This is a genomic window from Streptomyces uncialis, from assembly GCF_036250755.1.
Lineage (GTDB): Bacteria > Actinomycetota > Actinomycetes > Streptomycetales > Streptomycetaceae > Streptomyces > Streptomyces uncialis.
In genome coordinates this window covers 8,459,196-8,482,474 of sequence record NZ_CP109583.1, presented here as the reverse complement: position 1 = coordinate 8,482,474, position 23,279 = coordinate 8,459,196, and the positions used below count along the sequence as shown (strand labels likewise).

Sequence of the window (23,279 nt, the reverse complement as noted above, 5' to 3'; positions counted from 1 at the left end):
TCGTCGCGCTCCGGCACATCGGCCGCCATGCGCGGCCGGGGGTGATGCCAAGTTCGCTCCAACGTTGCCGATGTGGCGATGAGGCCGCGCAACGGTCCGCGGGCGTTCCATGCTGTGGCTCTCCCTCCGGCCGCCGCCGGGGTGAGTCATGGGCCGCGCTCCGGCGGACGTCCGGCACGCGGCCCCGACGGAACAGGGATGCGATGGACCCCTCACGCGTGCCGCCCCGGGCGGCCCCGGCGTTCCCGCTGACGGCTCCGGCCGGGACGGAGGACGGCCATGGGTGAACTGCGGCCCCTCGGGGAGGGGCTGACACCGGAGTCCCGGGCGCTGGCCCAGGCGTTGCGGGAGCTGTTCGACGGGCTGGAGGTGTCGGTGCGGCGGTACGCGGCGCGCCGGACCCGTGACCCGGGGACTTTCTCGCGCTATCTGAGCGGGGCCCGGGTGCCGCCCTGGGAGGTGGTGACGGATCTGTTCACCGACCTCGCCGAGCACCGGGGGCGGCCCGCTACCCCGGAGGCCATCGAGCATGTCCGGGGACTGCACCGCGCGGCGGTCGCCACGGGCGCGTCGCCCCGGCACGCGATGGAGGTGCTGGAGCAGCAGCTCGCGGACGCCGACCGGGTCTCGCGCCGCTCCAGTGTCCGGGGCGACGTCCTCGGGGACGCGCTGCTGGACCGTCAGCACCGGATCGCGGATCTGGAGGTGCGGCTGAGCCAGCTGGAGGCGGAGTGGAGCGCCGAACGGGAGCGGGCGGACCGGCTGGCGTCCGCCCACCCCGATGTGTCGGAGCTGCTGCGCGAACGGGACACCCTGCGGGACGAGGTGGCCCGGCTGGGGTCCGAACTGATCGCGGCGCAGAAGCAGCGCGGGGAGGCCGAGGACCGGTGCGAGCTGCTGGAGCGGCAGTTGGAGGCCATCGACCGGGCCCAGCGGTCCTCGGTGCCGCTGCCGGGCGCGGCCCCGGCCGCGCGGGGCATGCCGAAGATCCTGGCGGTGGACGACCAGCCGCACAATCTGCTCGCCATGAGCGCGGTGCTCGCCACCCTCGACCAGGAGCTGGTGGCGGTCTCCTCGGGCCGGGAGGCGCTCAAGGCGCTGCTGCACCACGACGACTTCGCGGTCATCCTGCTCGATGTCCAGATGCCGGAGATGGACGGCTACGAGACCGCCGCGCACATCAAGCGCAGACGTCGCACCAGGGATGTGCCGATCGTGTTCCTGACCGCGATGGGCGCGGACCCGGAGCACACCGCGCGCGGCTACGCGGCCGGAGCGGTCGACTACATCGCCAAGCCGTTCGATCCCTGGGTGCTGCGGGCGAAGGTGGCGGTGTTCACCAGCATCTTCCTGGAGCGCCGCCCGTGAGACCGGACGGCGGACCCTACGGCCAGGCCACCAGTTCGAGGAAGACCAGGTACGCGGCCAGGGCGAGGAACGGCGCGGGCGCCGCCATCAGCGCCCGGCGTGTGCGTGCGGAGGTCCGCCACGGCAGGGCCCAGGACGTGACCAGCAGGCCGCCCGCGAGGGCCAGGATCCCCATCGCGACGAACAGGGCGGGGGCGAAGCTGTCGTCGAACCGTGCCGCGTCCGCCGCGTCGCAGGAGCCGCAGGCCATCGGGGAGAAGAGGACCGTGGTGGCGAGGAGGAGTGCGGAGGGGAGGGCCGCGAGGGTTCCGGTCAGCGGGGCGATCCACGCGAACCGGTCGCGGGGCGCGACGGCCCGCGGAGCCCTGACGTGGGCGGGACGAGCGGCGGCCGGGCGGACCGGGGCGGTACGGACGGGCTCGGGGTGGGGGTGCGGGTGCGGGGGGTGTGCGGGCATGAGTCCAGCCAACCGCCCCGGCCCCGGCGCCGCCTGAGCACCGCTACCCAGACGCCGCGCGTCCGGTACTCATACGGATGCCGTGCGTCCGGTACTCGTAGCCGTTGCCGTGCGTCCGGTACTCGTACCGTTGCCGTGTGCCCGTACCCGACTCGCCCCGACGCACGGCGTCTTGGCCCTGCGGCGGTCCGGACCGGAGGGCGGGGGCGGGAGCAGGGGCGAGGGCGGGGGCGGGCGACGCAGGCAGGCAGGCAGGCAGGGCCGGACGGCGAAGGCGGGTAGCGAGGACCGGGCGAACGGGCAAGCGGACGGGCGAGTCAAGGTGTCCGGGTGGGTCGAGGTGTGGGGTGGGCGGTGAAGGCGTTCAGCAGCTCGCGGCGCATGATCTTCCCCGAGGAGGTCTTCGGCAGATCGGGGACGAAGCGGATCAGCCGGGGCCGTTTGTAGGCGGCGAGCCGGGGTGCGGCGAAGGCGGACAGTTCGCCGGCGGTGGCGGTGGCACCGGGCGCCAGGACGACGTACGCGCAGGCGAGTTCGCCCTTCACCGGGTCCGGTACGGGGCCGACGCCGACCAGCGCGACGGCCGGGTGCTCGGCGAGGACGCGTTCGATCTCCGCCGGATAGACGTTGTAGCCGCCGGTGATGACCATGTCCTTCCGCCGGTCGACGATGAAGACATGGCCGGTGGCGTCCATGGTCGCGATGTCGCCGGTGCGCAGCCAGCCGTCGGTGTCGATCGCCTCGGCGGTGGCCCCGGGGTCGCCGTGGTAGCCGAGCATGACGAGCGGGCCGCGGACCATCAGTTCGCCGGGTTCGCCGGGCGGGGCGTCGCGGGTGGTGTCCGCCAGGTCGGCCACCCGGGTCTCGACACCGGGCAGGGAGACCCCGATGGAGCCGGGCAGCGGGGGCGCGTGCACGGCGTGGGTGATGCCCAGACCGCTGATCTCCGTCATCCCCCAGAGCTCGATGAGGGGGGCGCCGCTGCGCCGCTCCCAGCGGCGGATGGTCGCGGTGGGCATGGTCTGGCCGCCGACCGTGCAGCGGGTGAGGGACGACAGGTCGGCGCCGTCGAGCGACGGGGCGGCGAGCATCATCGCGTACATCGCCGGGACGCCTTCGAACAGGGTGGCGCGGTGCTCGCCGATCAGCCGCAGCGCCTCGGCGGCGTCGAAGCGTTCCATCAGGACGACGGTCCCGCCGACCAGGAACGTCCCGTTGATGACGACGTTGCCGTAGACATGCGGGGCGGGCAACGCGGTGACGACGACGTCGTGCTCGGTGCGGCCGTGCATCGTCGCGGTGAGCGCGCAGTTGAGCAGGACGGCGCGATGGCTCTGCACGGCGCCTTTGGGGTGCCCGGTGGTGCCGGAGGTGTAGCCGATGGTGCAGGGGGCGTCGGGTTCGGCCGTCCGGTGCGGGGCGGGGCCGTCGGTGGCGAGGAGGGCGTCGAAGGCGACCGTGTCCTCGGCCGGACCGCCGAACGTCACGACCAGGCGGGGCCCGGTCGGGTCGCCGCCCGCGCCGAGGACGGCGGGGGCCTGTTCGGCGGCGGTGAACACGGCGGTCGCACCGCAGTCGTCGAGCACATGGGCCAGTTCGGCGGGGGTGAGCATGACGTTGACGGGGTTGACGACCGCGCCCGCGCGCAGCGCGCCGTGGTAGGCGGCGATCCACTCCCAGCGGTTCTGGGCGTAGAGCGACACGGTCCGGCCGGGCCGGACCCCGTGGGCGGTGAGTGCGGCGGCCACCCGGTCGCAGGCGGTGTCGAGTTCGGTGTAGGTGAGGGTGCGGTCCGCCGTGATCAGGGCGGTGCGGTCGCCGTGGCGGGCGGCGGTGTGCCGCAAGATGTCTCCGGGTCCGTTCATCCGAGCCTCCGTCGGGGGGTCCGGCGCGCGCTGGGCCGGGGGTGCGGTGCGGTGGTGGGCGGTTGGGCCCGGGTCATGGGGCGCGCCGGCCGGGGACGCTGTCGCGCAGCAGCCGGGTGCAGGGGTGGCGGGGATCGTCCAGCACCTGTGCGGTGGGGCCCTGTTCGACGATGTGGCCGCGCTGGAGGACCAGGACACGGTCGGCGATGTGCCGGACGACGGCCAGGTCGTGGGTGATGAAGAGGTAGGCCACGCCGGTGGCGTCGCGGATGTCGGCGAGCAGGTTGAGGATCTGGGCCTGGATGGACACGTCGAGCGCGGAGACGGCCTCGTCCAGCACGATCACCCGGGGGTCGGCGGCCAGGGCGCGGGCGAGGGCGACGCGTTGGCGCTGGCCGCCGGAGAGCGCGGCGGGCAGCGCGTCGGCCTGTCGTGCGTCCAGGCCCACGGACGCGGCGATCCTGGTGGCGCGGTCGGCGCGTCCGGCGCGGTCGAGGGAGGTGTGCAGCCGCAGGGTCTCCGCGATGGCGGCGCGGGCGCTCTGGCGGGGGTCGAGGGAGGTGTAGGGGTCCTGGAACACCATCTGGAGCTGGGCGCCGCGCCGGTGGCGTTCGGCGGAGCCCCGGGCGGGGCGGCTGCGGTCGGTGCCGAGGACGGAGACGGTTCCGGCGGTGGGGTGTTCGAGGCCGGCGAGTATCCGGGCGGCGGTGCTCTTGCCCGATCCGGACTCGCCGACGACGGCGAGGCACTCCCCCGCGGCGAGGTGGAAGTCGGCTCCGGCGAGGGCGACGAAGCCCTCCCGGGGGCGGCCGGGGAGCCGGGGCCCGCCGGTCGGGTAGACCTTGCGCAGACCGGTGACCTCGACGACGGTCTCGGGGCCGGTGCTCATCGGGTGGCCTCCCCGGGGGCGGGTGCGGCCCCGATCTCGGTGACGCGGTCGCAGCGGACGAGTCCGCCGTCGTGCGGTGCCAGGGGCGGGCGGGTCTCCCGGCAGGGGTCGGCCGCGTGGGTGCAGCGGGTCGCGAAGGCGCAGCCGGGTGGTGCCTCGAAGGCGGAGAGGGGGCGGCCGGGGATGACGGGCAGCCGGGCCGTGCGGGTGCGGGTGCTGGGCCGGGAGGCGAGCAGGCCCCGGGTGTAGGGGTGGAGGGGGGCGGTGGTGAGGAGGTCGGCGCGGTGGACCTCGTGCAGGGAGCCCGCGTACATGACGGCGATCCGGTCGCAGCAGGCGGCGGCGAGGTCGATGTCGTGGGTGATGAAGACGAGCGCGGTGCCGTTCTCGCGGCGCAGTTCGTCCAGCAGGGCGACCACCTCGGCCTGGGTGGTGACGTCGAGCGCGGTGGTGGGTTCGTCGGCGAGGATCAGCCGGGGTCCGGCCAGCAGGACGGAGGCGATCATGACGCGTTGGAGCATGCCGCCGGACATCTCGTGCGGGTACTGGCGCAGGCGCCGGGTGGCGTCGTCGATGCCCACCCGGTCCAGGATCGCGGCGGCGGCGGTACGGCCGGCGCGTCCGGCGGGGCCGGTCTCCGTGAGGAAGTCCCCGATGCGCTGCCGGGGGTCGAGATGGGCGCGGGCGTCCTGGAAGACCATGCCGGTGCCCCGGCGGGCGGTGGCGGCGGCGGCCCGGCCCGCGCGGCCCGGGGCGTACAGGTCGGTGCCGTCGAGGAGGACGGTGCCGCCGACGGCGCTGCCCCGGGGCAGCAGTCCCATGACGGTGCGGGCGGTCATGGACTTGCCGGAGCCGGACTCACCGACGATACCGAGGGCCTCCCCGGGTGCGAGGTCGAGGGTGATGTCGGTGACGACCTCCCGGAGGGTTGCGGCGACCGGGACGCGCACCGACATCCCGTCGAGGCGGAGCAGCGGGTTCATCGGGTCCTCCGGGCGCGGATACGGGAACGGCGGGCGCGTCGGGGGCGGGTGCCGTCCGCGAGCCGGTCGCCGAGGAGGGTCAGGGCGACGACGGTGGCGACGATGAGCGCTCCGGCGTACACGACCTGGGACGAGTGGCCCTGGAGGACGGCCTGGGCGTCGTTGACGAGGACACCCCAGTCGGCCTGGGGGCTCTGGACGGCGAGTCCGAGGAAGGAGAGCGCCGCGAGGTCCATGAGGGCGCCCGCGAAGGCGATGGGGAGCTGTGCGCCGACCACGGGCGCGATGTTGGGCAGCAGATGCCGTACGCAGATCGCGGTGGCGGAGTGGCCCTGGACGGTGAGTGCGGCGATGTAGGGCATGGCGCGCTGGCGCAGGGCGGCGCTGCGGGCGACCCGGGCGACGTACGGGAGGTAGGCGACGGCCAGGGCGAGGACCGCGGGGGTCTGGCCGGGCCGGAAGACGGCGACGGCGAGGACCGCGAGGAGGATGGCGGGCAGCGAGAAGACGATGTCGAGGAAGCGTCCGGCGAGGGCGTCGGCCCAGCCGCCGCGCCAGGCCGCGGCCAGCGCGAGCGGCAGTCCGACGACAAGGCTGAGCAGGACGACGAGGGCGGGTCCCGCGAGGCTGGTGCGGGCTCCCCACAGCAGCCGGGAGAGGATGTCGCGGCCGGTGCCGTCGGTGCCGAGGAGGTGTTCCCCGCCGGGCGGGGCGTACACGTCGAGCAGGTTCTGGGCGTCGGGGTCGTGGGGTGCGACGAGTGGTGCGAGGGCGGCGCCCGCCACGACGAGGACGATCCAGGCGAGGGCGACGAGCCCGGTGACGCCGAGTCGGGCGCGCAGTCGGCGGACGGTGGTGGTGACGGTGGTGGCCGTCCGGCGCGCGGGGCCGGGCCGTTGCGCAGCGGCCTTCGGTGACGCGGGTGCCGTCGGTGCGGTCGGTGCCGTCGTCATGGGGTTCCTCCCTGGCGCAGCCGGGGGTCGAGGAGTTGCTGGGCGACGTCCACGAGGAGGTTGACGAGGACGAAGCCGGTCACCATCAGCAGGGTCACGGCCTGCACGGTGGGGAAGTCCTTCTGGTTGACGGAGCCGATGAGCAGGGACCCCATGCCGGGCAGTCCGAACGCGTTCTCGACCACGACGGTCCCCGCGAGCAGGGCGGCGACGAGCAGTCCGCCGACGGTGATGAGCGGTGGCGCCGCGTTGGGCAGCACATGGGCGCGGATCACCCGCCGGGTGGGGACGCCGCGGGCGCGGGCGGTCTCCACGTACTCCTTGCCGAGTTCGGCGCGGACCGCCGCCCGGGTGACCCGGGCGAGCAGCGCGGACGAGATCAGCGCGAGGGACAGGGCGGGCAGGACGAGCGCGTGGAGGGTGCCGGGGAGTCCGGGGCCGCCCGCTCCGTACGCGGGGAACCAGCCGAGGCGGACCGCGAGGACGGAGATCCCGAGGGAGGCGGCGACGAACGCCGGGACGCCGGCGGCCGTCGCGGTGGCGGCGGAGACCAGGTCGTCGGTGCGGCCCGGCCGCAGGGCCGCGAGCAGCCCGAGGCCGAGGCCGAGGACGGCGATCAGTACGGCGGTGACGGCGACGAGGGACAGGGTCGTCCCGTAGACGGCGTCGATCCGGGCGGCCACCGGCTGGTTGCCCACGAAGGAGGTGCCCAGGTCGCCTTGGAGGACGTCACCGAGCCAGTGGAGGTAGCGCACCATGAACGGGTCGTCGAGCCCGTACTGTTCCCGGACCGCGGCGCGGCGTTCGGGGGTGGGCGTGCTGTTGCCGAGCAGCACCGACTCGGGGCTGCCGGGGGCGAGGTAGAGCCCGGCGAAGACGACGAAGCTGGACACCGTGAGGGTGACGAGCAGCCCCGCGAGCCGTCCGGCGAGGAATCGTGTCATGGTGCGCGCTCCGGGTCTCAGGGGGCGCCGACGGCGGCGGCCCAGGGGCGGCCCATGTACCCGAAGGTCAGGGGCACTCCGGCGACCTTGTCGCTCAGGTAGACGGTGGCGCGGGGCGCGACGATCGGTATCCAGGGCAGGTCCTGGGCGAGTCGTTCCTGGGCCTCGATGAGGAGGTCGGCGCGGGCCCGGTCGTCGGTGGTGCCGAAGGCGCGGGTGATCCGGTCGGCGACCTCGGGGTTGTCGTAGCCGCCGTAGTTCTGGGGGCCGTCGGGGGTGGCGATGAAGCCGTACAGGAACGCCGGTTCGGTGATCTGGATGTAGTTCATGGTGAGGAAGGCGTCGTAGGGTTCGCGGGCGGCGGGGTCGATGAACATCTCCCCGTACTGGGCGAGGGGGAGGCCGACGATCTCCATGTCGAGGCCGATGCGTTCGGCGGTCTGCTGGAGGGTGGTGGCGACCTCGGCGTACAGCTCGATGCCGGTGGGGTAGGCGAGTTTCACCTTGCGGCCCTCGGCGCCCGCCCGGGTGATGAGTTCCTTGGCGGCGGCGGGGTCGGCCCTCACGGTGAGTTCGTCGTAGGCCCGCTGGAAGCGGTCGCGGGCGTAGCCCCAGGTGCCCGGTCCGGCGACGGCGTACAGCGGGTCGGCGGCGGCGGAGAAGATGCTGCGGGCGATGCCTTCCCGGTCGAGGGCGCGGGAGAGGGCCTGGCGGGTGCGGGGGTCGGCGAGGGGGCCTTTCCTGAGGTCGCTGACGACGAGGTCGAGGTTCTGCGGTGAGCTGCCTTCGGCGCCGGTCCAGAGTGTGCCGCCGTTCGCCTTGGCGAGGGTGGGCACCAGCGGGGAGGGGATGTTGAAGCCGCCGTCGACGGCCTTGCCCGCGATGGCGTTGCCGAGGGCCTTGGCGCTCGCGGGGAAGACGAAGGTGACCTTCTTGGAGCGCACCGTGCCGGCGTCCCAGTAGTGGTCGTTGCGTTCCATGGTGAGGTCGCCCGCGCCGTCGAAGGAGGTGACCCGGTAGGGGCCGGTGCACAGCACACCGGCCTTGGGGGTGCCGAGGTCGGCGCCCTTGGCCTTGGCGTGGGCGCGGCTGACGACGGAGCCGCCGAGGGTGGCGAGGACCTTGACGAAGACGGCGTCGTCGGTGCGGAAGGCGATCTTCACGGTGGCGGCGCCGGCGCCGGTGCCCGCGGTGATGGAGGCGACGTTGGCGTACAGCGAGGCGTACGAGGAGACGGTCCTGGTGTCCCTGTTGCGTTCGAGGCTGTACACCACGTCGGCGACGGTCATCGGGGTGCCGTCGGCGAACTTGACGCCGTCGCGGACGGTGAGGAGCAGGGTCCGGGGGTCGGGCTGTTCCCACTTGGTGGCGAGGCCGGGTTCGAGGGTGTAGTCGCTCTTGACCCGCAGCAGCGACTCGCAGATGTTCGGCAGGACGGTCTGTTCGGGGTAGTCGGCGTTCTTCACCGGGTCGAGGCTGTAGGGGGCGCGGTAGTCGCCGTACCAGGTGTAGGAGTCGAGGTCGCCCTGGGCGGCGGGGGTGTCGGAGCGGTCCTTGGCGAAGGCGTCGGGCGCGGTGGCCTTCCCGCCGCCCCCGCCGCCGCACGCGGCGAGGGTGAGGGCGGCGGTGACGACGGCGGCGAGTACCGCGGTGCGCACGGGTCTTGGTGTGGTGGGGCGGGGTCTCGCGGTGGTGAGGGTCATGAGGGTGGTCCCCTTCGGTGGCCGCTGCGGGCCGTCGGCCGGCTCTACTGGGCGGGGCCGTCGCAGACGGTGAGGGTGAGGTGGGTGCGGTCGCCGCCGGTACGGAGGGTCTGTTCGGCGGGGCTGAACGCGGTGGCCTGCCAGAGGTCGCCGTCGGTGCCGGGGTGGGGGGCGTAGAGCGGGAAGTCGCTGCCGCAGAGCTGGAGTCGCAGCCGGTGGCCGGCGCGCAGCCGGTAGCCGGTGTGGCCGAGGTCGACCCGGGCGGCGAGGGGTCCGCCGCCGGGGATACGGCGCTGACCGCGCACGATCATCCGGGCGGTGCCGTCGGGTGCGACGTCGTGGAGCTTGACGAAGAGATGGCCGGCCGCGGCACTGGTCCCGATGTCGACGGTGGCGGTGACGGGTCCGACGAGGTCCAGGGGCGCGGTGACGGGCGCGCCGGTGAAGGTGAGGACGTCGGGCCGGTCGTGGACGGACTGCTCCTCGGGGTACTCCTGGAGATGGACCCAGGGGTCGCGGACCGGGGAGGGCACGGGGTCGAGCGGATCGTGGGTCCAGCGGACGGCGGCGGGTTCGCGTTCCCGGGCCTCGGTGAGGGTGCCGCCGTCGGCGCCGGTGGTGGCGAGTGCCGCGTCCGTGGGGTAGAGCCGCAGTTCGCGGGCGGCGGGCGGCGGCCAGGAGGTGGCGGTGCGGGTGCCGTCGTGGCCCTGGTACCAGGTCGCGCGGGGGAAGGCGGCGGTGTCCCCGCGTCCCGCGACGAAGGTGTCGAGGAAGTCGAGGGTGCGGCCCAGATAGCGGGGCAGGACGGCGTCCAGGACGCGTTCGTCGAGGGCGTGGTCGTGCTCGGGGCGGACCGGTGCCTGGTCGAGGTGGTAGGTGTGGTGGTCGCAGGCGTCCGCGTCGAGGTAGGTGTGCGGAGCCCAGCGCGGGTCGGCGAGCTGCGCGGTGTGGTCGCGCATGGAGGCGTCGATCAGGTTGTCGAACCAGCCGACGCGGTGGAGCACGGGCACGGGCCGGGCGGCGAACGGCGGCCGGGTACGGAAGGGGTCGACGGGTGGCCGTCCGGCGATGACTCCGTCCACGGCGGCGGAGCGGTGGCCGATCGCGGTGAAGGCTTCCTCGAAGAGGTCGCGCAGCGGCCGTACCGACCAGTCGACCTCGTAGGCGTACAGGCCCTGGTCGACCCACATATGGGCGAAGTAGTTGGCGTGGTAGAGGGACAGGGCCGCGTCGGGGGTGGTGCCGGTGAGGCCGCGGAGGTCGGAGATCTCCAGGCTGGTGACGCGCGGGACGATCGCGCGCAGCGCGGGGTGGCCGCTCGCGGCGCCCGCCCACTGGGTGTAGCCATGGTAGGAGTCGCCGACCATGGCGACGGAACCGTCGGACCAGGGCTGCGCGGCGATCCAGTCGAGGGTGTCGTAGGTGTCCTCGATCTCGTGGACGAAGGGGACGGTGTCGCCCTCGGAGCGGAACTTGCCGCGGACGTCCTGGGCGACGAGGACATAGCCGCGTTCCAGGTAGAGCGGGGCGAGCTTGTGGACCGCCATATAGGCGCTCGCCTTGTCGTAGGGCATCCGGCTGACGACGGCGGTGTGCTTGCGCGGCGATGCCGGGAGGTACACGTCCGTCGCGAGGCGGACGCCGTCGCGCATGGGGACCATGTGCTGTTCGGCGCCCGCGTGCAGCGGGGACGGGCCGACCCGCAGGAACTGGAAGGTCATGGGATATCTCTCTGGACGGCGTTCGGGAGGGCTAGAGATTGCGGCGGTAGTCGTCGGCGAGGTCGTCGTCGAGGAGTGCCGCGGTGAGTCCGGCGATACCGAAGTGGGCGGCGGCGATGGTTCCGCCGGAGGGCAGCAGACCGGCGAGGGCGCGCGGTTCGTCGTCCCACAGGCCGGAGCGGATGACCGCCTTGGCGCAGTGCAGATACGCCTGTTCGACCTCGACGACGGTCGCCAGCTTCGCCGGGCGGCCCCGGGACTCCAGCATGGGCAGCAGCGCGGGGTCGTCGGTGGGATAGGCGCGCCCGTTGACCCGCAGGGTCTCCGCGTAGCCGGGCACCAGGAACAGCAGTCCCACTCCGGGGTTCTCGGTGATGTTGGTGAAGGTGTCGGCGAGTTGGTTGCCGGGCCGGTCGGGGATCAGCAGGGTGCGGTCGTCGAGGACCCGGACGAAGCCGGGGTGGTCGCCGCGCGGTGAGCAGTCGGTCGCCCCCGTGAGATCGGCCGAGGCGACGACGCAGAACGGCGAGTGGGCGAGGAACAGCCGGCAGTGGTCGTCGAGCCGGTCGAGGACCTTCTGCCGCATCACCGGGTCGGGCGTGCCGACGATCTCGCGGACCCGGTCCAGACCGATCCGGCGGGGGCGGCTGGGCGCGGGACGCGTCCGTACGGGGGTCGTGGTCATAGGTCCAGCTCCAGTACGGGGGTCAGGGAGCGGGAGACGCAGGGGTACATCACCTGGGCCGTGTCCCGTTCGGCGGCGTCGAGGATGTGGTCGCGGTGGTCGGGGGTGCCGGCGCGGACGGTGACCTCGCAGCTGCCGCAGACGCCCTCGCGGCAGGAGCCGTGGACCTTGGCCCCGGCGGTGAGGAGCGCGTCGAGGACGCTTTCGTCGGCGGGCACCTTCACGGTGGTCCCGGAGCGCACGCAGCGCACCTCGACCGGTTTGTCGTCGGTGCGGGCGGGGGCGGCGGGCGGTTTGAAGCGTTCGACGTGAGCGCGCAGGCCGTCGCGTCCGGCGCAGTGCCCGGTGAGCGCGTCGAGCAGGCCCTCGGGTCCGCAGCAGTAGACGGCGAGCGGCTCGGCGCCGGGTGCCGGACACGCGGCGTCGAGGGTGTCCGTGAGCGGCAGTGCGCCGTGCTCGTCGCGGGCGGAGATCCGCACACGCCGTCCGTGCGGGGCCAGTTCGGCGAGGAACGCCATGGACGCGCGGCTGCGTCCGCCGTACAGCAGCTGCCAGGGGGTGCCCCGGTGGTGGGCCTCGCGGAGCATCGGCAGGATCGGGGTGATGCCGATGCCTCCGGCGACGAAGAGGTAGCGGGCGGCGGGCAGCAGGGGGAAGTTGTTGCGGGGGCGGCCCGCCGCGACGAGCGCGCCGGGGCGCAGAAAGCGGTGGATGTACTCGGAGCCGCCGCGTCCGCGTGGTTCATGGAGGACGGCGATCCGGTAGGCGCCGGTGTCGGCGGGGTCGCCGCACAGCGAGTAGTGGCGTTCGACGCCGGTGGGCAGGGTGAGCCGCAGATGCGCGCCGGGCCGCCAGTCGGGCAGCGGCCGGCCGTGCGGATCGGTGAGGGTCAGCGACAGGACACCGTCGGCCTCCCAGCACAGTCGGGTCAGCCGCAGCCGCAGGTCGCCGCCCGCTTCCGGGGCGCCGTCGGCGGTCATGGGGCGCCGTCCCGCTGGTGGACGGGGACACCCTCGATCAGGGTGAGGTCGACCCGGGTGTCCGCGATCCGGTTCACCGGCCCCTCGAACGGGTCGCGGTCGAGGACGGCGAGGTCGGCGTACATCCCGGGGGCGAGGGTGCCCGTCGTCCGGTCGCGGTGGTTGATCCAGGCTCCGGCGGCGGTGTAGGCGCACAGGGCGTCGGCGAGGTCCAGCCGCTGTCCGGGCAGGAAGGGCCGCTCGGTGTCGGTACCGGGGGTGGTGCGGTTGACGGCGACATGGATCCCGGCGAGCGGGTCGGCGCTGGAGACGGGCCAGTCGCTGCCCGCGACGAGGGTGGTCCCGGCGGCGCGCAGCGCGCCGAAGACGTACTGCCGGGCGGCGCGTTCGGCGCCGAGGAAGGGGACGGTGAGTTCGGCCATCTGCTCGTCGTGGACGGCCCACAGGGGCTGCATGTTGGCGGCGGTCCGCAGCCGCCGGAAGCGGGGTACGTCGTCGGGGTGGACGAGCTGGACGTGCGCCAGGTGGTGCCGGTTGTCGCCGTGGTGGCCGGAGTGGGTGCGGGAGTCATGGGTGCGGGGGCCGTGCGGACCGGGGGTGTGCGGACCGGTCGCGGTGGCCGGGGGGCCTTGGTGGCGGGCGGTCATGGCGGCCTCGACCGCGTTCAGCGCCTCCCGCACGGCGCGGTCGCCGATGGTGTGGAAGTGGACCTGGAACCCGGCGCCGTCCAGGGCGGTGACGGCCCGGTCCAGTTCGGCGGGCGCGAGGTAGCTGTGGCCGCTGCCGGGGCCGTGGGCCGCGTCCGGTGCGGGCAGATAGGGGGTGAGCAGCGCGGCGGTGAAGTTCTCGCAGACGCCGTCCTGCATCACCTTGACGGTGGTCGCGCGGAATCGCCCGACATGGCCGCGTTCACGGCGTTCGACGAGTTCGGCGAGCTGCTCGACGCCGCGTTCGCGGTCCCACCACAGGGCGCCGGTCACCCGTCCGGTGAGCCGGCCCGATCCGGCGAGCGAGAGATAGGCGGCGAGCGGGTCGGGGTAGCTGAGGTAGGCCCCGATCAGGGCGTCCTGCCAGCCGGTGACCCCGAGCGAGTGCAGATGCCGCTGCCCTTCCAGGAGGGCCTGTTCGTACTCCTGGGCGGTGATCGGCGGCAGATGCCGGGCGACGAGGTCCGCCGCGCCTTCGTGGAGGGTGCCGGTGGGGGTGCCGTCGGGGGCGCGCTCGATCCGGCCGTCGGAGGGGTCGGGGGTGCGGCGGTCGATCCCCGCGAGTTCGAGGGCGCGGGTGTTCACCCAGGCACCGTGCCGGTCCCGGTTGAGCAGGAAGACGGGCCGGTCGGGGACGACCGCGTCCAGCGTCGCCCGGTCGGGGGTGCCGGACGGGAAGTGGTCCATGGACCAGCCGCCGCCTACCACCCAGGGCCGCCCGGGGTGCCGGGCGGCGTACTCCGCGACCAGCCGGGCGGACTCGGCGGGGCCGACGGCGCCGAGCAGATCGCAGCGGGCGCGTTCCAGGCCGCCGAAGACGGGGTGGGCGTGCCCGTCCACGAAGCCGGGCACGACCATGCGTCCGGCCAGATCGACGATCTCGGTACGGGGGCCGGTGAGGGCGCGGGCCGCGGGAGCGCCGAGGGCGACGATCCGTCCGGCGCGCACGGCCAGGCCGTCGGTCCAGGAGCGGGCCGCGTCGGCGGTGAACACGGGGCCGCCGAGAAGGACGAGGTCGGCCCGGTCCGCCGCGGACCGGGTGCCGCGGGCGGCGGGCGGCTGGGTGCGGGTGTCGGTCATTCGGATCGGCCTGTTCCGTGCGGAGGCGGGTGACGGGTCGGGGGGAGCTGTGTCCGGGGGTCCGGGTGGGGTGAGGTGAGGTGGAGCGGTGTCCCGGGGGGCGGGGAGGCCGGGGTTCGGTGCGGGCGGCAGACGCGGGGTGGGCGCTGGGTGGGCACGGGGTGGGCGCCGACACCGACGCCCACGGCGGGGTCACCGGGTCACCGGGTCACCGGGTCACCGGGTCACCGGGTCACCGGGTCACCGGGTCACCGGCCGGATTGTCCGGTGGGGCGATGGCTCCGAGGAAACACCTCGCGCGACCCTCTGTCAATGCCTTGGACTAAGCCTTTGTCCAGGGTGCGCTAACATGGCGGCTCCCTGTCTTTGCGAGGCAACCACCCCCCGTGACGCGGCGAAACGAGATGATGAACCGGTGACCACACCACCCGGCCGCACCGCCCCCACCGCACGGCGTCCCCGGCTGCGCCGGGGCGCGCTCACCCCCGAACGCATCGTGGACGTGAGTCTGCGACTCCTGGACGAGCACGGCACCGACGGCTTCACCATGCCGCGACTGGGCAAGGCGCTGGGCGCCGACCAGACCGCGGTCTACCGCCATTTCGCGGGCAAGGACGAGATCCTGCTCGCCGTCGCCGACCGGCTGCTGGAGGAGGCGCTGACCGGGTTCGAGGCGCACCCGCACTGGTCGGACACCCTCGCCGATGTGTGCCGCCGGGTGCGCGGCGCCTATCTGGCGCATCCTGCGGCGGCGGCGCTCTCCGGTCCGCGCACCACCCGGCGGCCCGCCGAGATGCGCGCGGCCGACACGGTGATCGGAGCGCTCGGCGACGCCGGGTTCGGGGCGGCCGAGGCGGCGCTGCTGTACCGGGTCGTGGCGGACTTCGCCCTGCTGTGGTCCGGCGGGGAGGCCGCGTTCCACAGCCTGGACGCCGAGACGAAGGCCCATGAGGCGGACGGCTGGGCCCGCGCGTACCGCGCGGCGGACCCGCGCGAGTACCCGCACATCCACCGGGTCCGCGACCCGCTGTTCGAGGTCGACCCGGCAGATGTCTTCGAGACGGCACTGCGGCTGCTCCTCGACTCCATCGAGCAACGGGCCCCGCGACCCCCACAGACCTGACCCGCCCGGTCCGGGCCCCGCCCAGCCCAGGCCCGGGGGCCCGACCCGCACAGACCGGACCCCGCGGACCCGCCCCCGTACAGGCCGGACCCCGCGGACCCGCCCCGTACGGGCATGTCCACCCACCCGCACCGCATACGACGGGCCGCCGCTCCCGAGGGAACGGCGGCCCGTCGCGCTGTCCGGGTGGTCACCAGGACGACTTGGTGACCCCCGGGAGGAATCCGGCGTGCGCCTGCTCACGCATCCGGACCCGGGAGAGTCCGAACTTGCGCAGATGACCCCGGGGCCGGCCGTCCACGCTGTCGCGGTTGCGGACGCGGGTGGCGCTGGCGTCACGGGGCTGGCGCCGCAACTCCCCGAGGGCGGCCCGGCGCTCGGCGGCCGTGGACGACGGGCGGCGCACGATCTCCTTGAGCTCGGCCCGGCGCAGGGCGAACCGCTCGACGACCCGCTTGCGCTTCTCGTTCTGCGCGATCTTGCTCTTCTTCGCCATCAGAGCTTCACCCCCCGGGCCCGGATACGGACGACGGCGGCCTCGACGCCGATGAGGTCGACGGTCTTGACCCCCTTGGCGCTGAGGACGAGCCGCACATGACGGCCCTCGCTCGCCAGCCAGTACCGCTTGCGCTGGATGTTGGGGTCGAAGCGGCGCGAGGTGCGCCGGTGCGAGTGGGAGATGCGGTTGCCGAAGCCGGGCCGGGCGCCGGTCAGTTGGCAATGGGCGGACACAGATGCTCCTGCCTCTCGGGGGACGGGGACAGCTTCCTTTTGAAAATGGAAACCATTCCCATATAGTAGGGGCTCACGGCCCGCCCGAGCACCACCGAGCACGACCGGGCACCACGAAGCACCGTCGAAGGCGCCGTCGGACGCGCCCGGAAGACACCGGCCCCGGCATGGCGGTCAGGCCGCCGCCCGTGTCGGGACCACCCCGCCGCCGGGCGCGCGCCTGGCAGCCCGGCCAGACCCGTCAGGCCCGGAGCGGACACCCCGCCCGCTCCTCCCGATCCCCTCCCCGACCCCAGACCCCCGACCTCTCCGAAGGACCCCGCGATGCAGCAAGGAATCCATCCCGCGTACGGCCCCGTCGTCTTCCGCGACAAGGCGGCGGGGTACGCCTTCCTCACCCGCTCCACCATGACCAGCGACAAGACCGTGACCTGGGAGGACGGCGCCACCTACCCCGTCGTCGACGTCGAGATCTCCGCCGCGAGCCACCCCTTCTACACAGGCACCGCCCGCGTCCTGGACACCGCGGGACGCGTCGAGCGGTTCGAGCGCCGCTACGCCCGGCGCGGGACGGCGAACTGATGGAGGACAGGAACAGGCTGCCCGTCGTCATCGTCGGCGGACTCCACACGGATGCCCGCAAGGAGGTCGTCGACGGCCTCCTGCGGCGCGTCCCGGGCAGCGTCGCTCTCCACCACGACATGGCCACGGCGTACGACGGCACCGTGCGGCGCAGCGTCCGGGACGCCTCCGGCGAGCTGTCCCGGGGCGAGGCCCCGCTCGTCAACGACTGCGCGTGCTGCGCGCTGCGCGAGGATCTCGTCCCCGAGCTCCGCGCACTGGCCACCGGCGGTACGACCCGGCTCGCGATCGTCGAGCTCTGGGACTCGGTCGAGCCCCGGGCGATGGCCGAGGTCGTCGTCGCGCACGGTGGCGACGAGCTGCGGCTCACCAATGTGGTGACCGCGGTCGACCCCGCGCTCGTCCTCGCGTACCTCGCCGACGGGGACGATCTCGCGGATGTCGGCCGCGCCTCCGCCCCCACCGACCAGCGCACCGTCGGGGACACCTGGGCCCGGCAGCTGGAGTACGCGCCCGTCCTCGCGCTCGTCGGCGGTGAGAGCGCCGACGACGAGGACCACGCGCTGCTCGCCCAGCTCCACCCCACCGCGCGGCGGGTGCCCGCCGGGTCGGAGGAACTCGTCCGGCTGGCCTTCGCCGGTTTCGACGTGGAGAGCGCCGCCGCGGCCCAGCATCCCGCCTGCGCCCTGCTCCCCCAGGAGGCGGACGAGGCGGGTGTCGCCACCTTCGTCTGGCACCGGCGCCGCCCCTTCCACCCGGAGCGGCTGTACCTGGCGCTGGAGGACCTGTGCTGCGCGGCGGCGCGCAGCCGCGGCCGATTCTGGCTCGCCGACCGGCCCGACACCCTGCTGGCCTGGGACGCCGCCGGGGGCGCCCTGTGCGTGGAGAACGCCGGTCCGTGGCTGGCCTCCCTGCCGGACGCCGCCTGGGAGATGGTGTCCCCGACCCGGCGCGCCGCCGCGGCGCTCGACTGGCACCCCGAGCACGGCGACTGCTGCCAGCACCTGGTCTTCACCTCGCCCGGCCTCGACCGGGACGGTCTGGAGCGGCTGCTGGACTCATGCCTGCTCACGGACGACGAGTACGCGGCGGGTCCCGACTCGTGGAAGCACCTGCCGCCCGCGTTCGACACCCTCCTCGACCCCGTCCCCTGACCGCGGTCCGTTGATCGCGCCCCCCTGACCCGCAGTTCGCAGCTCCCGTAGGAACGACCCGCCGGACCAGCCGGTCGGCAGGCAGGCAGAAGGAAGGCACCCATGGCCCGTCGCCAGGACCCCCGCGCACCGCGCGCGCCGCGACCCAACCCGCTCGACGCGGCGGGGATCACGTACATCGACTACAAGGACACCGATCTGCTGCGGAGGTTCATCTCCGACCGGGGCAAGATCCGCAGCCGGCGGGTCACCCGGGTGACCGCCCAGCAGCAGCGGCAGCTCGCCGCGGCGATCAAGAACGCACGGGAGACGGCGCTCCTGCCCTACTCCGGCAAGCAGTCCCCACCGAAAGACTTGTGACGGCAGTCCAGGAGGACCCCATGGCAGTTCCGAAGCGGAAGATGTCCCGCAGCAACACCCGCCACCGCCGCGCCCAGTGGAAGGCCACGACTCCTCAACTGGTCCCGGTCACCGTCGAAGGGGCCGTGCATCAAGTGCCGCAGCGGCTGGTGAAGGCGTACGAGCGCGGCCTGTTGCGTCCCGGGGACGTGTGAGAGCCGCCCTGCACGCCCGCCGGTGAGGACCCCGGGCCGGACGGTGGTCGCAGCCACGGCACCGTCCGGCCCGGCCCCCCACCTGGGGGAACGGCACTGGAGCACCTGCCCGGCATACGGACAACGGTCGGAATAACCTCCAGGACAAGGGAGTTGGAGCGGCGAACCCACCGACCACCCTGGTCCGGGATCGGGCGCCGCGGTCCCCCCGGCGCCCCTGGCCGGGGTCCGATACCGGAGCAGACATGACCACCGAAACGGATCGTGGCACGACCCGCTCGTTTCTCTTCGTCCTCGGCAGTTCCCGCGCCGACGGCAACTCCGAGATCCTCGCCAGGACCGCCGCCGCTCAGTTGCCCGCCGATGTCCCGCAGCACTGGGTGGACCTGAACCGGACCCCGCTGCCCGACTTCGAGGACGACCGGCACGACACCGGCACCTGGCCGAGCGGGGAGAACGAGGAGGAGCTGCGCCGGGTCACCACGGAGGCGACCGACATCGTCATCGTCTCCCCCCTGTACTGGTACAACGTGTCCGCGCAGACCAAGCGCTATCTGGACTACTGGTCGGGCTGGCTGTCACTGCCCGGGGCGCGGTTCAAGGAACGGATGGCGGGGCGCACCCTGTGGGGTGTCACGGTCATGGCCGATGACGAGGAGGTCGTCGCGGACGGGCTGGTGACGACCCTTCACCACACCGCCGCGTACATGCGGATGGGGTTCGGCGGGGTGCTGCTCGGCAACGGCTCCCGGCCCGGACAGATACGGGACGACGAGCGGGCCATGCTGCGCGCCAAGACGTTCTTCCAGAGCGCGACACCGCCCGCCCTCTTCCCCTATGAGGAGGGGACGGCCGCCGAGGAGTCGTGACGCACTCCCCCGCCGGGCCCGGGAGGGGCCGCGCACCGGGTGTTCAGCTCGCGGTGACCTTGGCCAGGAAGGCATCCAGGTTGCCCGACATCCGCGCGACGCGCTCCTCCAGGGTCAGCGACTCCTCGTAGAAGCCGGACCGCAGCTTGGGCTGCCGCTTGCCGCGTAGATACAGGGAGCACGCGAGGTCCGCGCAGAGATACACACCCGCCGTGTTGCCCTCGCGGCCCCGGGCGCCCGCCAGCGGGGCCGCGAGCAGGGCGACCCCCGACGAGGCGTGGGCGGTGAGGCAGATCTGGCACAGGCTGGACCGCACCGCGCTGGTGCGGCGCACGGAGGGCACCCGCAACGAGATGCCGAGCGGCCCGCCGGGACGCGGCAGTACGAGGTGGGCCCGCAGCGGGGCCCCGGGATCGACCCATCCCAGGAAGTCCAGTTCCGCCCAGGGGAGGTCGGCGAAGTCGAGCGGCAGCTTCAGCCGCGCGGCCTCCCCCTTGGTGCAGTTCACGAAGGACGAGCGGATCTGTTTCTCGGTGAGCGGTTCCACGGGCGCCGACCCTACGCCCCGGGCCCCGCGGCCCGCATCCGCATTTCCGCCCGGCCCACCCACGCCCGGCCCACCCACGTCCAGCCCGCCCACGCCCGGCCCGCCCACGCCCGGCCCGCCGACCAGGACGTACGGCCACGGGCTCTCACCGCCGCCCCGCGCCGGACGCCCTGGGCGGGTCGGCCACCGCCCCGCACCGGACGACCCCGGACACCTCACCGCCCCGCGCCCCCGGCCATGTCGGTGCCGCCACAGGGTTCCGTGATCGGCGACACTGCGCGATGTGTCGGATACGCGGGATGACCGGGGGGCGGGGACGGGTCCGCCGGGCCCCGCCGCCCAGCTGCCGGGGCTGGGCGACGAGCAGGTGCGGGTGCTGCGCCGGGTGGGCCGGGAATGGGGGCGGGTGTCGGCGGCCCCGGAGGTGTGGCGCGACGCGCTGCCGGTCGATCCGGACCTGGGGAGGTTTCCGCCGCCCGCCGAGATCAGGCCGCCCCGGTTCGGGCGGCTGGTGCCGATCTCGCCGCTCGGACCGCGCTCCGCCGGGGAGCGGGTCGACACGGAGGAACCGCCGACGGGCCGGTCCGCGCGGGCCGGGGCCCTCGTCCGGCGGCTGGTGCTGGGGGCGGCGCTGCGGAGCTCCGCCGTGGTGACCGAGCGCATGCGCAAGCTGCTGGCGCTGCCGGTGCTGTCCGCGGACGCCCTGTCGTCGGTGGCCTACGGTCCGGAGGCCCTGCTCGCCGTACTGGTGCTGGCGGGGACGGCCGGGCTGGCGTACTCGCTGCCGGTCTCCGGGGCGATCGTGTTCCTGATGCTCGCGGTCGGGCTGTCGTACCGCCAGACGATCCGGGCCTATCCGCACGGCGGCGGCTCGTACATCGTGGCGAGCGACAATCTGGGACGGGTGCCCGGTCTCGTCGCCGCCGCCGGTCTGATGACGGACTACGTGCTCACCGTCGCCGTGTCCATCGCCTCCGGGGTCGCGGCCATCACCTCGGCGGTACCCTCCCTCGCCGGGCAGACGGTACCCATCGGCGTCGGGGTGATCGTCCTGCTGCTGGCGGGGAACCTGCGCGGTATCCGGCAGGCCGGGGCCCTCTTCGCCGCCCCCACCTACGCCTTCGTCGCCGCGATGCTCACCCTGATCGCCTACGGTCTCGTGGACGCGGCCGGCCGGGGCTTCGAGGCGCGTCCGGCTCCGCCGCTGGGCGTCACCGAGTCCGTCGGGGTGCTGCTGGTCATGCGGGCCTTCTCCTCCGGTGCCACGGCGATGACCGGGATCGAGGCGATCTCCAACGCCGTCCCCGCGTTCAAGCCCGTCGAATGGCGCAACGCCCGCACCACCCTGACCTGGATGGTGGGCCTGCTGATCGTGATGTTCACCGGGATCAGCCTGCTCGTCCATCTCACCGGGGTGGTGCCCGGCTCCGGGGAGACCGTGCTCTCCCGGCTCGCGCATCTGGAGTTCGGCGACGGATGGATGTACGTCTTCGTCCAGACGGCGACGGCGGCCGTGCTGCTGCTGGCCGCCAACACCGCGTACAACGACTTCCCCCGGGTGCTGTCCCTGCTCGCCCGTGACGACTGCGCGCCGCGGGTGTTCATGCGGCTCGGCGACCGGCTCGCGTACAGCAACGGCATCCTGCTCCTGTCGCTCGCCGCGGCCCTGGTGTTCGTGGCGTTCGACGGGCTGACCGCGTCCCTGATCCCGCTGTACGCCGTCGGGGTCTTCCTCGCCTTCACGCTCTCGCAGGCCGGGATGGTCGTCCATTGGTGGCGGCTGCGGAACCGGCACTGGCGCAAGAGCCTGGCGTTCAACGCGGTGGGCGGGGCGCTGTCGGCGCTGGTGTTCCTCACCGCGGGGATCAGCAAGTTCACCTCGGGTGCCTGGGTCGCCATCGTCGCCGTCGGACTGTTCCTGCTGGTCACCACCCGGATCAGACGGCACTACCGGGCCGCCCGCGACGCCCTGCGGCTGCATCCGCACACCGTGGAACTGCCCGCCCGTACGGCGCGGGGCCCCCTGCCCGCGCGGGGCTCGGCACTCACCGGGGGCAGCGGCGCGGACGGCGGTGGTGAGGACGAGGAGATCCCCGAGGAGATCCGTCATCTGTCGGTCGTCGCCATCGCGACCCTCGACCTCGCGGGGATGCGGGCCCTCGCCTACGCCGCCTCGCTCCAGCAGCCCGTCCTCGTCGTCCACATCAGTCTCACCGAGGACGAGGCCAGGCGCTTTCGCGGCTACTGGTCCCTGTGGGGCGACCATCTGCCGCTGGAGATCGTCATCTCGCCCTACCGCGCGGTCGTCGCCCCGCTCGTCCACTATCTCGAAGCGCTGCACCGGCAGCATCCCGAACTGACCCTCACCGTGATCGTGCCGGAGATCGTCACCCGCCGCCGCAGACACCGGTTCCTGCACAGCCGTACCGCCACCCGGCTGCGCCGCGCGCTGCGCCCCCTCCCCAAGATCGTCATCACCACCGTGCCCTTCCACCTGCCCGTATAGGCCGGTGGCGGCGCCCGGTCGCGCGCCGCGCGCCGTCCGGGGCGAGCCGGAGTACGGTGGATCCGAGGCGGCCGGCGGACGTTTCCGGCGGGTGCCGGAATCCGGTGGACGACAAGACAAGGCGGCCCGGTTCGTGCGGTTCGCCCGGTGCGGGTGACCGTGGTCGGGCGGTCGGCCGTCCGGCGGTGTGAGTGATCGCCCGTACGAAGCGCTGACGCGCCCCCGGACAGGCCCAGGGACCCGCTCCCCGCGTCGGCCCGGGTTCCCGCACGAAGGAGGTCCACCCGGTATGGATGCGGAACGTGCCCGCCGGATGGTGGCGGCGCTGCGTGAGCGGGGGGTGATGGCCCATCTCGTGGAGGCCGGTGTCTACGAATTCGGAATCCGGGTCGTCCTCGACACGGACATGGAGGCGCTCTGGGACGTCGACGGGGCGGCGGGACTGGACGCGGAGATCGTCAGCGAAGGGGTCCTCGTCGGGTTCGTCCCCCATGTGCCCGGTTCGGAGGACTTCTCCGAGGAGCGGCTCGTGGACACCATCGCGACGACGGTCTACGACCCGGAGGGCCTGTCCCCGCCCGCGGACGGCACCTCCGCTTCCGGTCACCCTCCGGCTCCCGGTCAGAACACGGGTACCCCCTCCCCCGGCGCCCCACCGCCCGCCGCTCCCCCGGTCGCCCGGTACCAGCGCCGCGGTCACTGGCTCCGGCGGAACCGGCACTGACCACTGACCGGGTACGAGCCGTACGCACACCGGTCCGCGGTGCGGGTCGGTATCCGGTCCCGGTCGGTACCCGGTCCGAGGTCAGTACCCGCTACGAGGTCGGGGGCCGTAGAACTCCCGCTGTGCGACGCGCTCCTGACGGCACGTCCGAGG

The 23,279-nt window shown here is 73.8% G+C and carries 23 protein-coding genes; 9 read left to right on the top strand and 14 right to left on the bottom strand.

The annotated features are described in order from the left end of the window. The first annotated feature begins 279 nt into the window (after positions 1 to 279). Positions 280 to 1,368 carry a response regulator gene (locus tag OG711_RS35595; RefSeq protein WP_073788796.1) on the top strand — a complete coding sequence of 363 codons (1,089 nt, stop codon included), beginning with the start codon at positions 280 to 282 and terminating at the stop codon, positions 1,366 to 1,368. A 16-nt stretch (positions 1,369 to 1,384) separates the two neighbouring features. Here OG711_RS35595 and OG711_RS35590 read toward each other — a convergent pair whose 3' ends face one another. From OG711_RS35590 to OG711_RS35540, 11 genes are all read right to left on the bottom strand, one after another. Then, the gene (locus tag OG711_RS35590; RefSeq protein WP_329562819.1) at positions 1,385 to 1,825 is read right to left on the bottom strand and encodes a hypothetical protein; all 441 of its coding nucleotides are present in this window, start codon (positions 1,823 to 1,825) and stop codon (positions 1,385 to 1,387) included. Between the two features lie 317 nt (positions 1,826 to 2,142). Continuing rightward, complete coding sequence (locus OG711_RS35585; protein WP_329562817.1) at positions 2,143 to 3,690, bottom strand: class I adenylate-forming enzyme family protein; 1,548 nt, start codon at positions 3,688 to 3,690, stop codon at positions 2,143 to 2,145. Positions 3,691 to 3,763: 73 nt separating this feature from the next. Further along, positions 3,764 to 4,579 carry an ABC transporter ATP-binding protein gene (locus OG711_RS35580; RefSeq protein WP_266511821.1) on the bottom strand — a complete coding sequence of 272 codons (816 nt, stop codon included), beginning with the start codon at positions 4,577 to 4,579 and terminating at the stop codon, positions 3,764 to 3,766. After that, positions 4,576 to 5,562 (bottom strand): ABC transporter ATP-binding protein, encoded by a 987-nt coding sequence (locus OG711_RS35575; RefSeq protein ID WP_329562814.1) that lies wholly within the window; start codon positions 5,560 to 5,562, stop codon positions 4,576 to 4,578. Before OG711_RS35575 ends, OG711_RS35580 begins: the two co-directional genes overlap by 4 nt. Beyond that, positions 5,559 to 6,515: an ABC transporter permease gene (locus OG711_RS35570; protein ID WP_079184663.1), complete on the bottom strand. Its 957-nt coding sequence runs from the start codon at positions 6,513 to 6,515 to the stop codon at positions 5,559 to 5,561. The genes OG711_RS35575 and OG711_RS35570 overlap by 4 nt, the downstream gene beginning before the upstream one ends. Further along, entirely contained in the window at positions 6,512 to 7,459 is a 948-nt protein-coding gene (locus tag OG711_RS35565) for an ABC transporter permease (RefSeq protein ID WP_073788804.1), read from the bottom strand. Before OG711_RS35565 ends, OG711_RS35570 begins: the two co-directional genes overlap by 4 nt. 17 nt (positions 7,460 to 7,476) lie before the next feature. Beyond that, positions 7,477 to 9,117: an ABC transporter substrate-binding protein gene (locus OG711_RS35560; protein ID WP_329562810.1), complete on the bottom strand. Its 1,641-nt coding sequence runs from the start codon at positions 9,115 to 9,117 to the stop codon at positions 7,477 to 7,479. 89 nt (positions 9,118 to 9,206) lie between these two features. Then, positions 9,207 to 10,883, bottom strand: coding sequence for a CocE/NonD family hydrolase (locus OG711_RS35555; protein ID WP_073788808.1), 1,677 nt, complete (start codon positions 10,881 to 10,883; stop codon positions 9,207 to 9,209). A 31-nt stretch (positions 10,884 to 10,914) separates the two neighbouring features. Then, the gene (locus tag OG711_RS35550) at positions 10,915 to 11,568 is read right to left on the bottom strand and encodes an MSMEG_1061 family FMN-dependent PPOX-type flavoprotein (RefSeq protein WP_073788810.1); all 654 of its coding nucleotides are present in this window, start codon (positions 11,566 to 11,568) and stop codon (positions 10,915 to 10,917) included. Continuing rightward, positions 11,565 to 12,548 carry a PDR/VanB family oxidoreductase gene (locus OG711_RS35545; RefSeq protein ID WP_329562808.1) on the bottom strand — a complete coding sequence of 328 codons (984 nt, stop codon included), beginning with the start codon at positions 12,546 to 12,548 and terminating at the stop codon, positions 11,565 to 11,567. Before OG711_RS35545 ends, OG711_RS35550 begins: the two co-directional genes overlap by 4 nt. Continuing rightward, positions 12,545 to 14,335 (bottom strand): amidohydrolase, encoded by a 1,791-nt coding sequence (locus OG711_RS35540; protein WP_329562806.1) that lies wholly within the window; start codon positions 14,333 to 14,335, stop codon positions 12,545 to 12,547. Before OG711_RS35540 ends, OG711_RS35545 begins: the two co-directional genes overlap by 4 nt. A 415-nt stretch (positions 14,336 to 14,750) precedes the next feature. Here OG711_RS35540 and OG711_RS35535 point away from each other — a divergent pair, with 415 nt between their 5' ends. Beyond that, positions 14,751 to 15,458: a TetR/AcrR family transcriptional regulator gene (locus tag OG711_RS35535; protein ID WP_266511843.1), complete on the top strand. Its 708-nt coding sequence runs from the start codon at positions 14,751 to 14,753 to the stop codon at positions 15,456 to 15,458. 190 nt (positions 15,459 to 15,648) lie between these two features. On the opposite strand, the gene rpsN is transcribed toward OG711_RS35535, so the two are convergent. Further along, positions 15,649 to 15,954, bottom strand: coding sequence for a 30S ribosomal protein S14 (gene rpsN / locus OG711_RS35530; RefSeq protein ID WP_073788816.1), 306 nt, complete (start codon positions 15,952 to 15,954; stop codon positions 15,649 to 15,651). Beyond that, complete coding sequence (gene rpmB, locus OG711_RS35525; RefSeq protein WP_073788818.1) at positions 15,954 to 16,190, bottom strand: 50S ribosomal protein L28; 237 nt, start codon at positions 16,188 to 16,190, stop codon at positions 15,954 to 15,956. The genes rpsN and rpmB overlap by 1 nt, the downstream gene beginning before the upstream one ends. Before the next feature lie 324 nt (positions 16,191 to 16,514). Between rpmB and OG711_RS35520 the strand changes: the two genes are divergently transcribed. The 5 genes from OG711_RS35520 (at position 16,515) to OG711_RS35500 (ending at position 19,349) form a co-directional block, all read left to right on the top strand. Then, positions 16,515 to 16,772 (top strand): type B 50S ribosomal protein L31, encoded by a 258-nt coding sequence (locus OG711_RS35520; protein WP_073788820.1) that lies wholly within the window; start codon positions 16,515 to 16,517, stop codon positions 16,770 to 16,772. Continuing rightward, entirely contained in the window at positions 16,772 to 17,926 is a 1,155-nt protein-coding gene (locus OG711_RS35515) for a CobW family GTP-binding protein (protein ID WP_329562802.1), read from the top strand. The genes OG711_RS35520 and OG711_RS35515 overlap by 1 nt, the downstream gene beginning before the upstream one ends. A gap of 102 nt (positions 17,927 to 18,028) precedes the next feature. Then, entirely contained in the window at positions 18,029 to 18,286 is a 258-nt protein-coding gene (gene rpsR / locus OG711_RS35510; RefSeq protein ID WP_329562800.1) for a 30S ribosomal protein S18, read from the top strand. Positions 18,287 to 18,306: 20 nt separating this feature from the next. Beyond that, positions 18,307 to 18,480, top strand: a complete 174-nt coding sequence (gene rpmF / locus OG711_RS35505) for a 50S ribosomal protein L32 (protein WP_073788826.1) — start codon at positions 18,307 to 18,309, stop codon at positions 18,478 to 18,480. A 245-nt stretch (positions 18,481 to 18,725) separates the two neighbouring features. Then, complete coding sequence (locus OG711_RS35500; RefSeq protein ID WP_266511854.1) at positions 18,726 to 19,349, top strand: flavodoxin family protein; 624 nt, start codon at positions 18,726 to 18,728, stop codon at positions 19,347 to 19,349. 43 nt (positions 19,350 to 19,392) lie between these two features. Here the strand turns inward: OG711_RS35500 and OG711_RS35495 are convergent, their stop codons facing one another. Next, positions 19,393 to 19,896, bottom strand: a complete 504-nt coding sequence (locus OG711_RS35495; RefSeq protein ID WP_073788830.1) for an FBP domain-containing protein — start codon at positions 19,894 to 19,896, stop codon at positions 19,393 to 19,395. A 661-nt stretch (positions 19,897 to 20,557) separates the two neighbouring features. Between OG711_RS35495 and OG711_RS35490 the strand changes: the two genes are divergently transcribed. Next, positions 20,558 to 22,402, top strand: a complete 1,845-nt coding sequence (locus OG711_RS35490; RefSeq protein WP_266517872.1) for an APC family permease — start codon at positions 20,558 to 20,560, stop codon at positions 22,400 to 22,402. Positions 22,403 to 22,691: 289 nt separating this feature from the next. After that, a complete protein-coding gene (locus OG711_RS35485; RefSeq protein ID WP_266511857.1) occupies positions 22,692 to 23,126 on the top strand; it encodes a hypothetical protein in 435 nt (144 codons plus the stop codon). Positions 23,127 to 23,279 lie beyond the last annotated feature (153 nt).

Bases quoted from the DNA above. Each gene is read 5' to 3' on its own strand.
- OG711_RS35595 (WP_073788796.1), top strand. From the start codon at position 280: ATGGGTGAACTGCGGCCCCTCGGGGAGGGGCTGACACCGGAGTCCCGG.
- OG711_RS35590 (WP_329562819.1), bottom strand. From the start codon at position 1,825: ATGCCCGCACACCCCCCGCACCCGCACCCCCACCCCGAGCCCGTCCGT.
- OG711_RS35585 (WP_329562817.1), bottom strand. From the start codon at position 3,690: ATGAACGGACCCGGAGACATCTTGCGGCACACCGCCGCCCGCCACGGC.
- OG711_RS35580 (WP_266511821.1), bottom strand. From the start codon at position 4,579: ATGAGCACCGGCCCCGAGACCGTCGTCGAGGTCACCGGTCTGCGCAAG.
- OG711_RS35575 (WP_329562814.1), bottom strand. From the start codon at position 5,562: ATGAACCCGCTGCTCCGCCTCGACGGGATGTCGGTGCGCGTCCCGGTC.
- OG711_RS35570 (WP_079184663.1), bottom strand. From the start codon at position 6,515: ATGACGACGGCACCGACCGCACCGACGGCACCCGCGTCACCGAAGGCC.
- OG711_RS35565 (WP_073788804.1), bottom strand. From the start codon at position 7,459: ATGACACGATTCCTCGCCGGACGGCTCGCGGGGCTGCTCGTCACCCTC.
- OG711_RS35555 (WP_073788808.1), bottom strand. From the start codon at position 10,883: ATGACCTTCCAGTTCCTGCGGGTCGGCCCGTCCCCGCTGCACGCGGGC.
- OG711_RS35550 (WP_073788810.1), bottom strand. From the start codon at position 11,568: ATGACCACGACCCCCGTACGGACGCGTCCCGCGCCCAGCCGCCCCCGC.
- OG711_RS35545 (WP_329562808.1), bottom strand. From the start codon at position 12,548: ATGACCGCCGACGGCGCCCCGGAAGCGGGCGGCGACCTGCGGCTGCGG.
- OG711_RS35540 (WP_329562806.1), bottom strand. From the start codon at position 14,335: ATGACCGACACCCGCACCCAGCCGCCCGCCGCCCGCGGCACCCGGTCC.
- rpsN (WP_073788816.1), bottom strand. From the start codon at position 15,954: ATGGCGAAGAAGAGCAAGATCGCGCAGAACGAGAAGCGCAAGCGGGTC.
- OG711_RS35520 (WP_073788820.1), top strand. From the start codon at position 16,515: ATGCAGCAAGGAATCCATCCCGCGTACGGCCCCGTCGTCTTCCGCGAC.
- OG711_RS35515 (WP_329562802.1), top strand. From the start codon at position 16,772: ATGGAGGACAGGAACAGGCTGCCCGTCGTCATCGTCGGCGGACTCCAC.
- rpsR (WP_329562800.1), top strand. From the start codon at position 18,029: ATGGCCCGTCGCCAGGACCCCCGCGCACCGCGCGCGCCGCGACCCAAC.
- rpmF (WP_073788826.1), top strand. From the start codon at position 18,307: ATGGCAGTTCCGAAGCGGAAGATGTCCCGCAGCAACACCCGCCACCGC.
- OG711_RS35500 (WP_266511854.1), top strand. From the start codon at position 18,726: ATGACCACCGAAACGGATCGTGGCACGACCCGCTCGTTTCTCTTCGTC.
- OG711_RS35490 (WP_266517872.1), top strand. From the start codon at position 20,558: ATGCGCAAGCTGCTGGCGCTGCCGGTGCTGTCCGCGGACGCCCTGTCG.
- OG711_RS35485 (WP_266511857.1), top strand. From the start codon at position 22,692: ATGGATGCGGAACGTGCCCGCCGGATGGTGGCGGCGCTGCGTGAGCGG.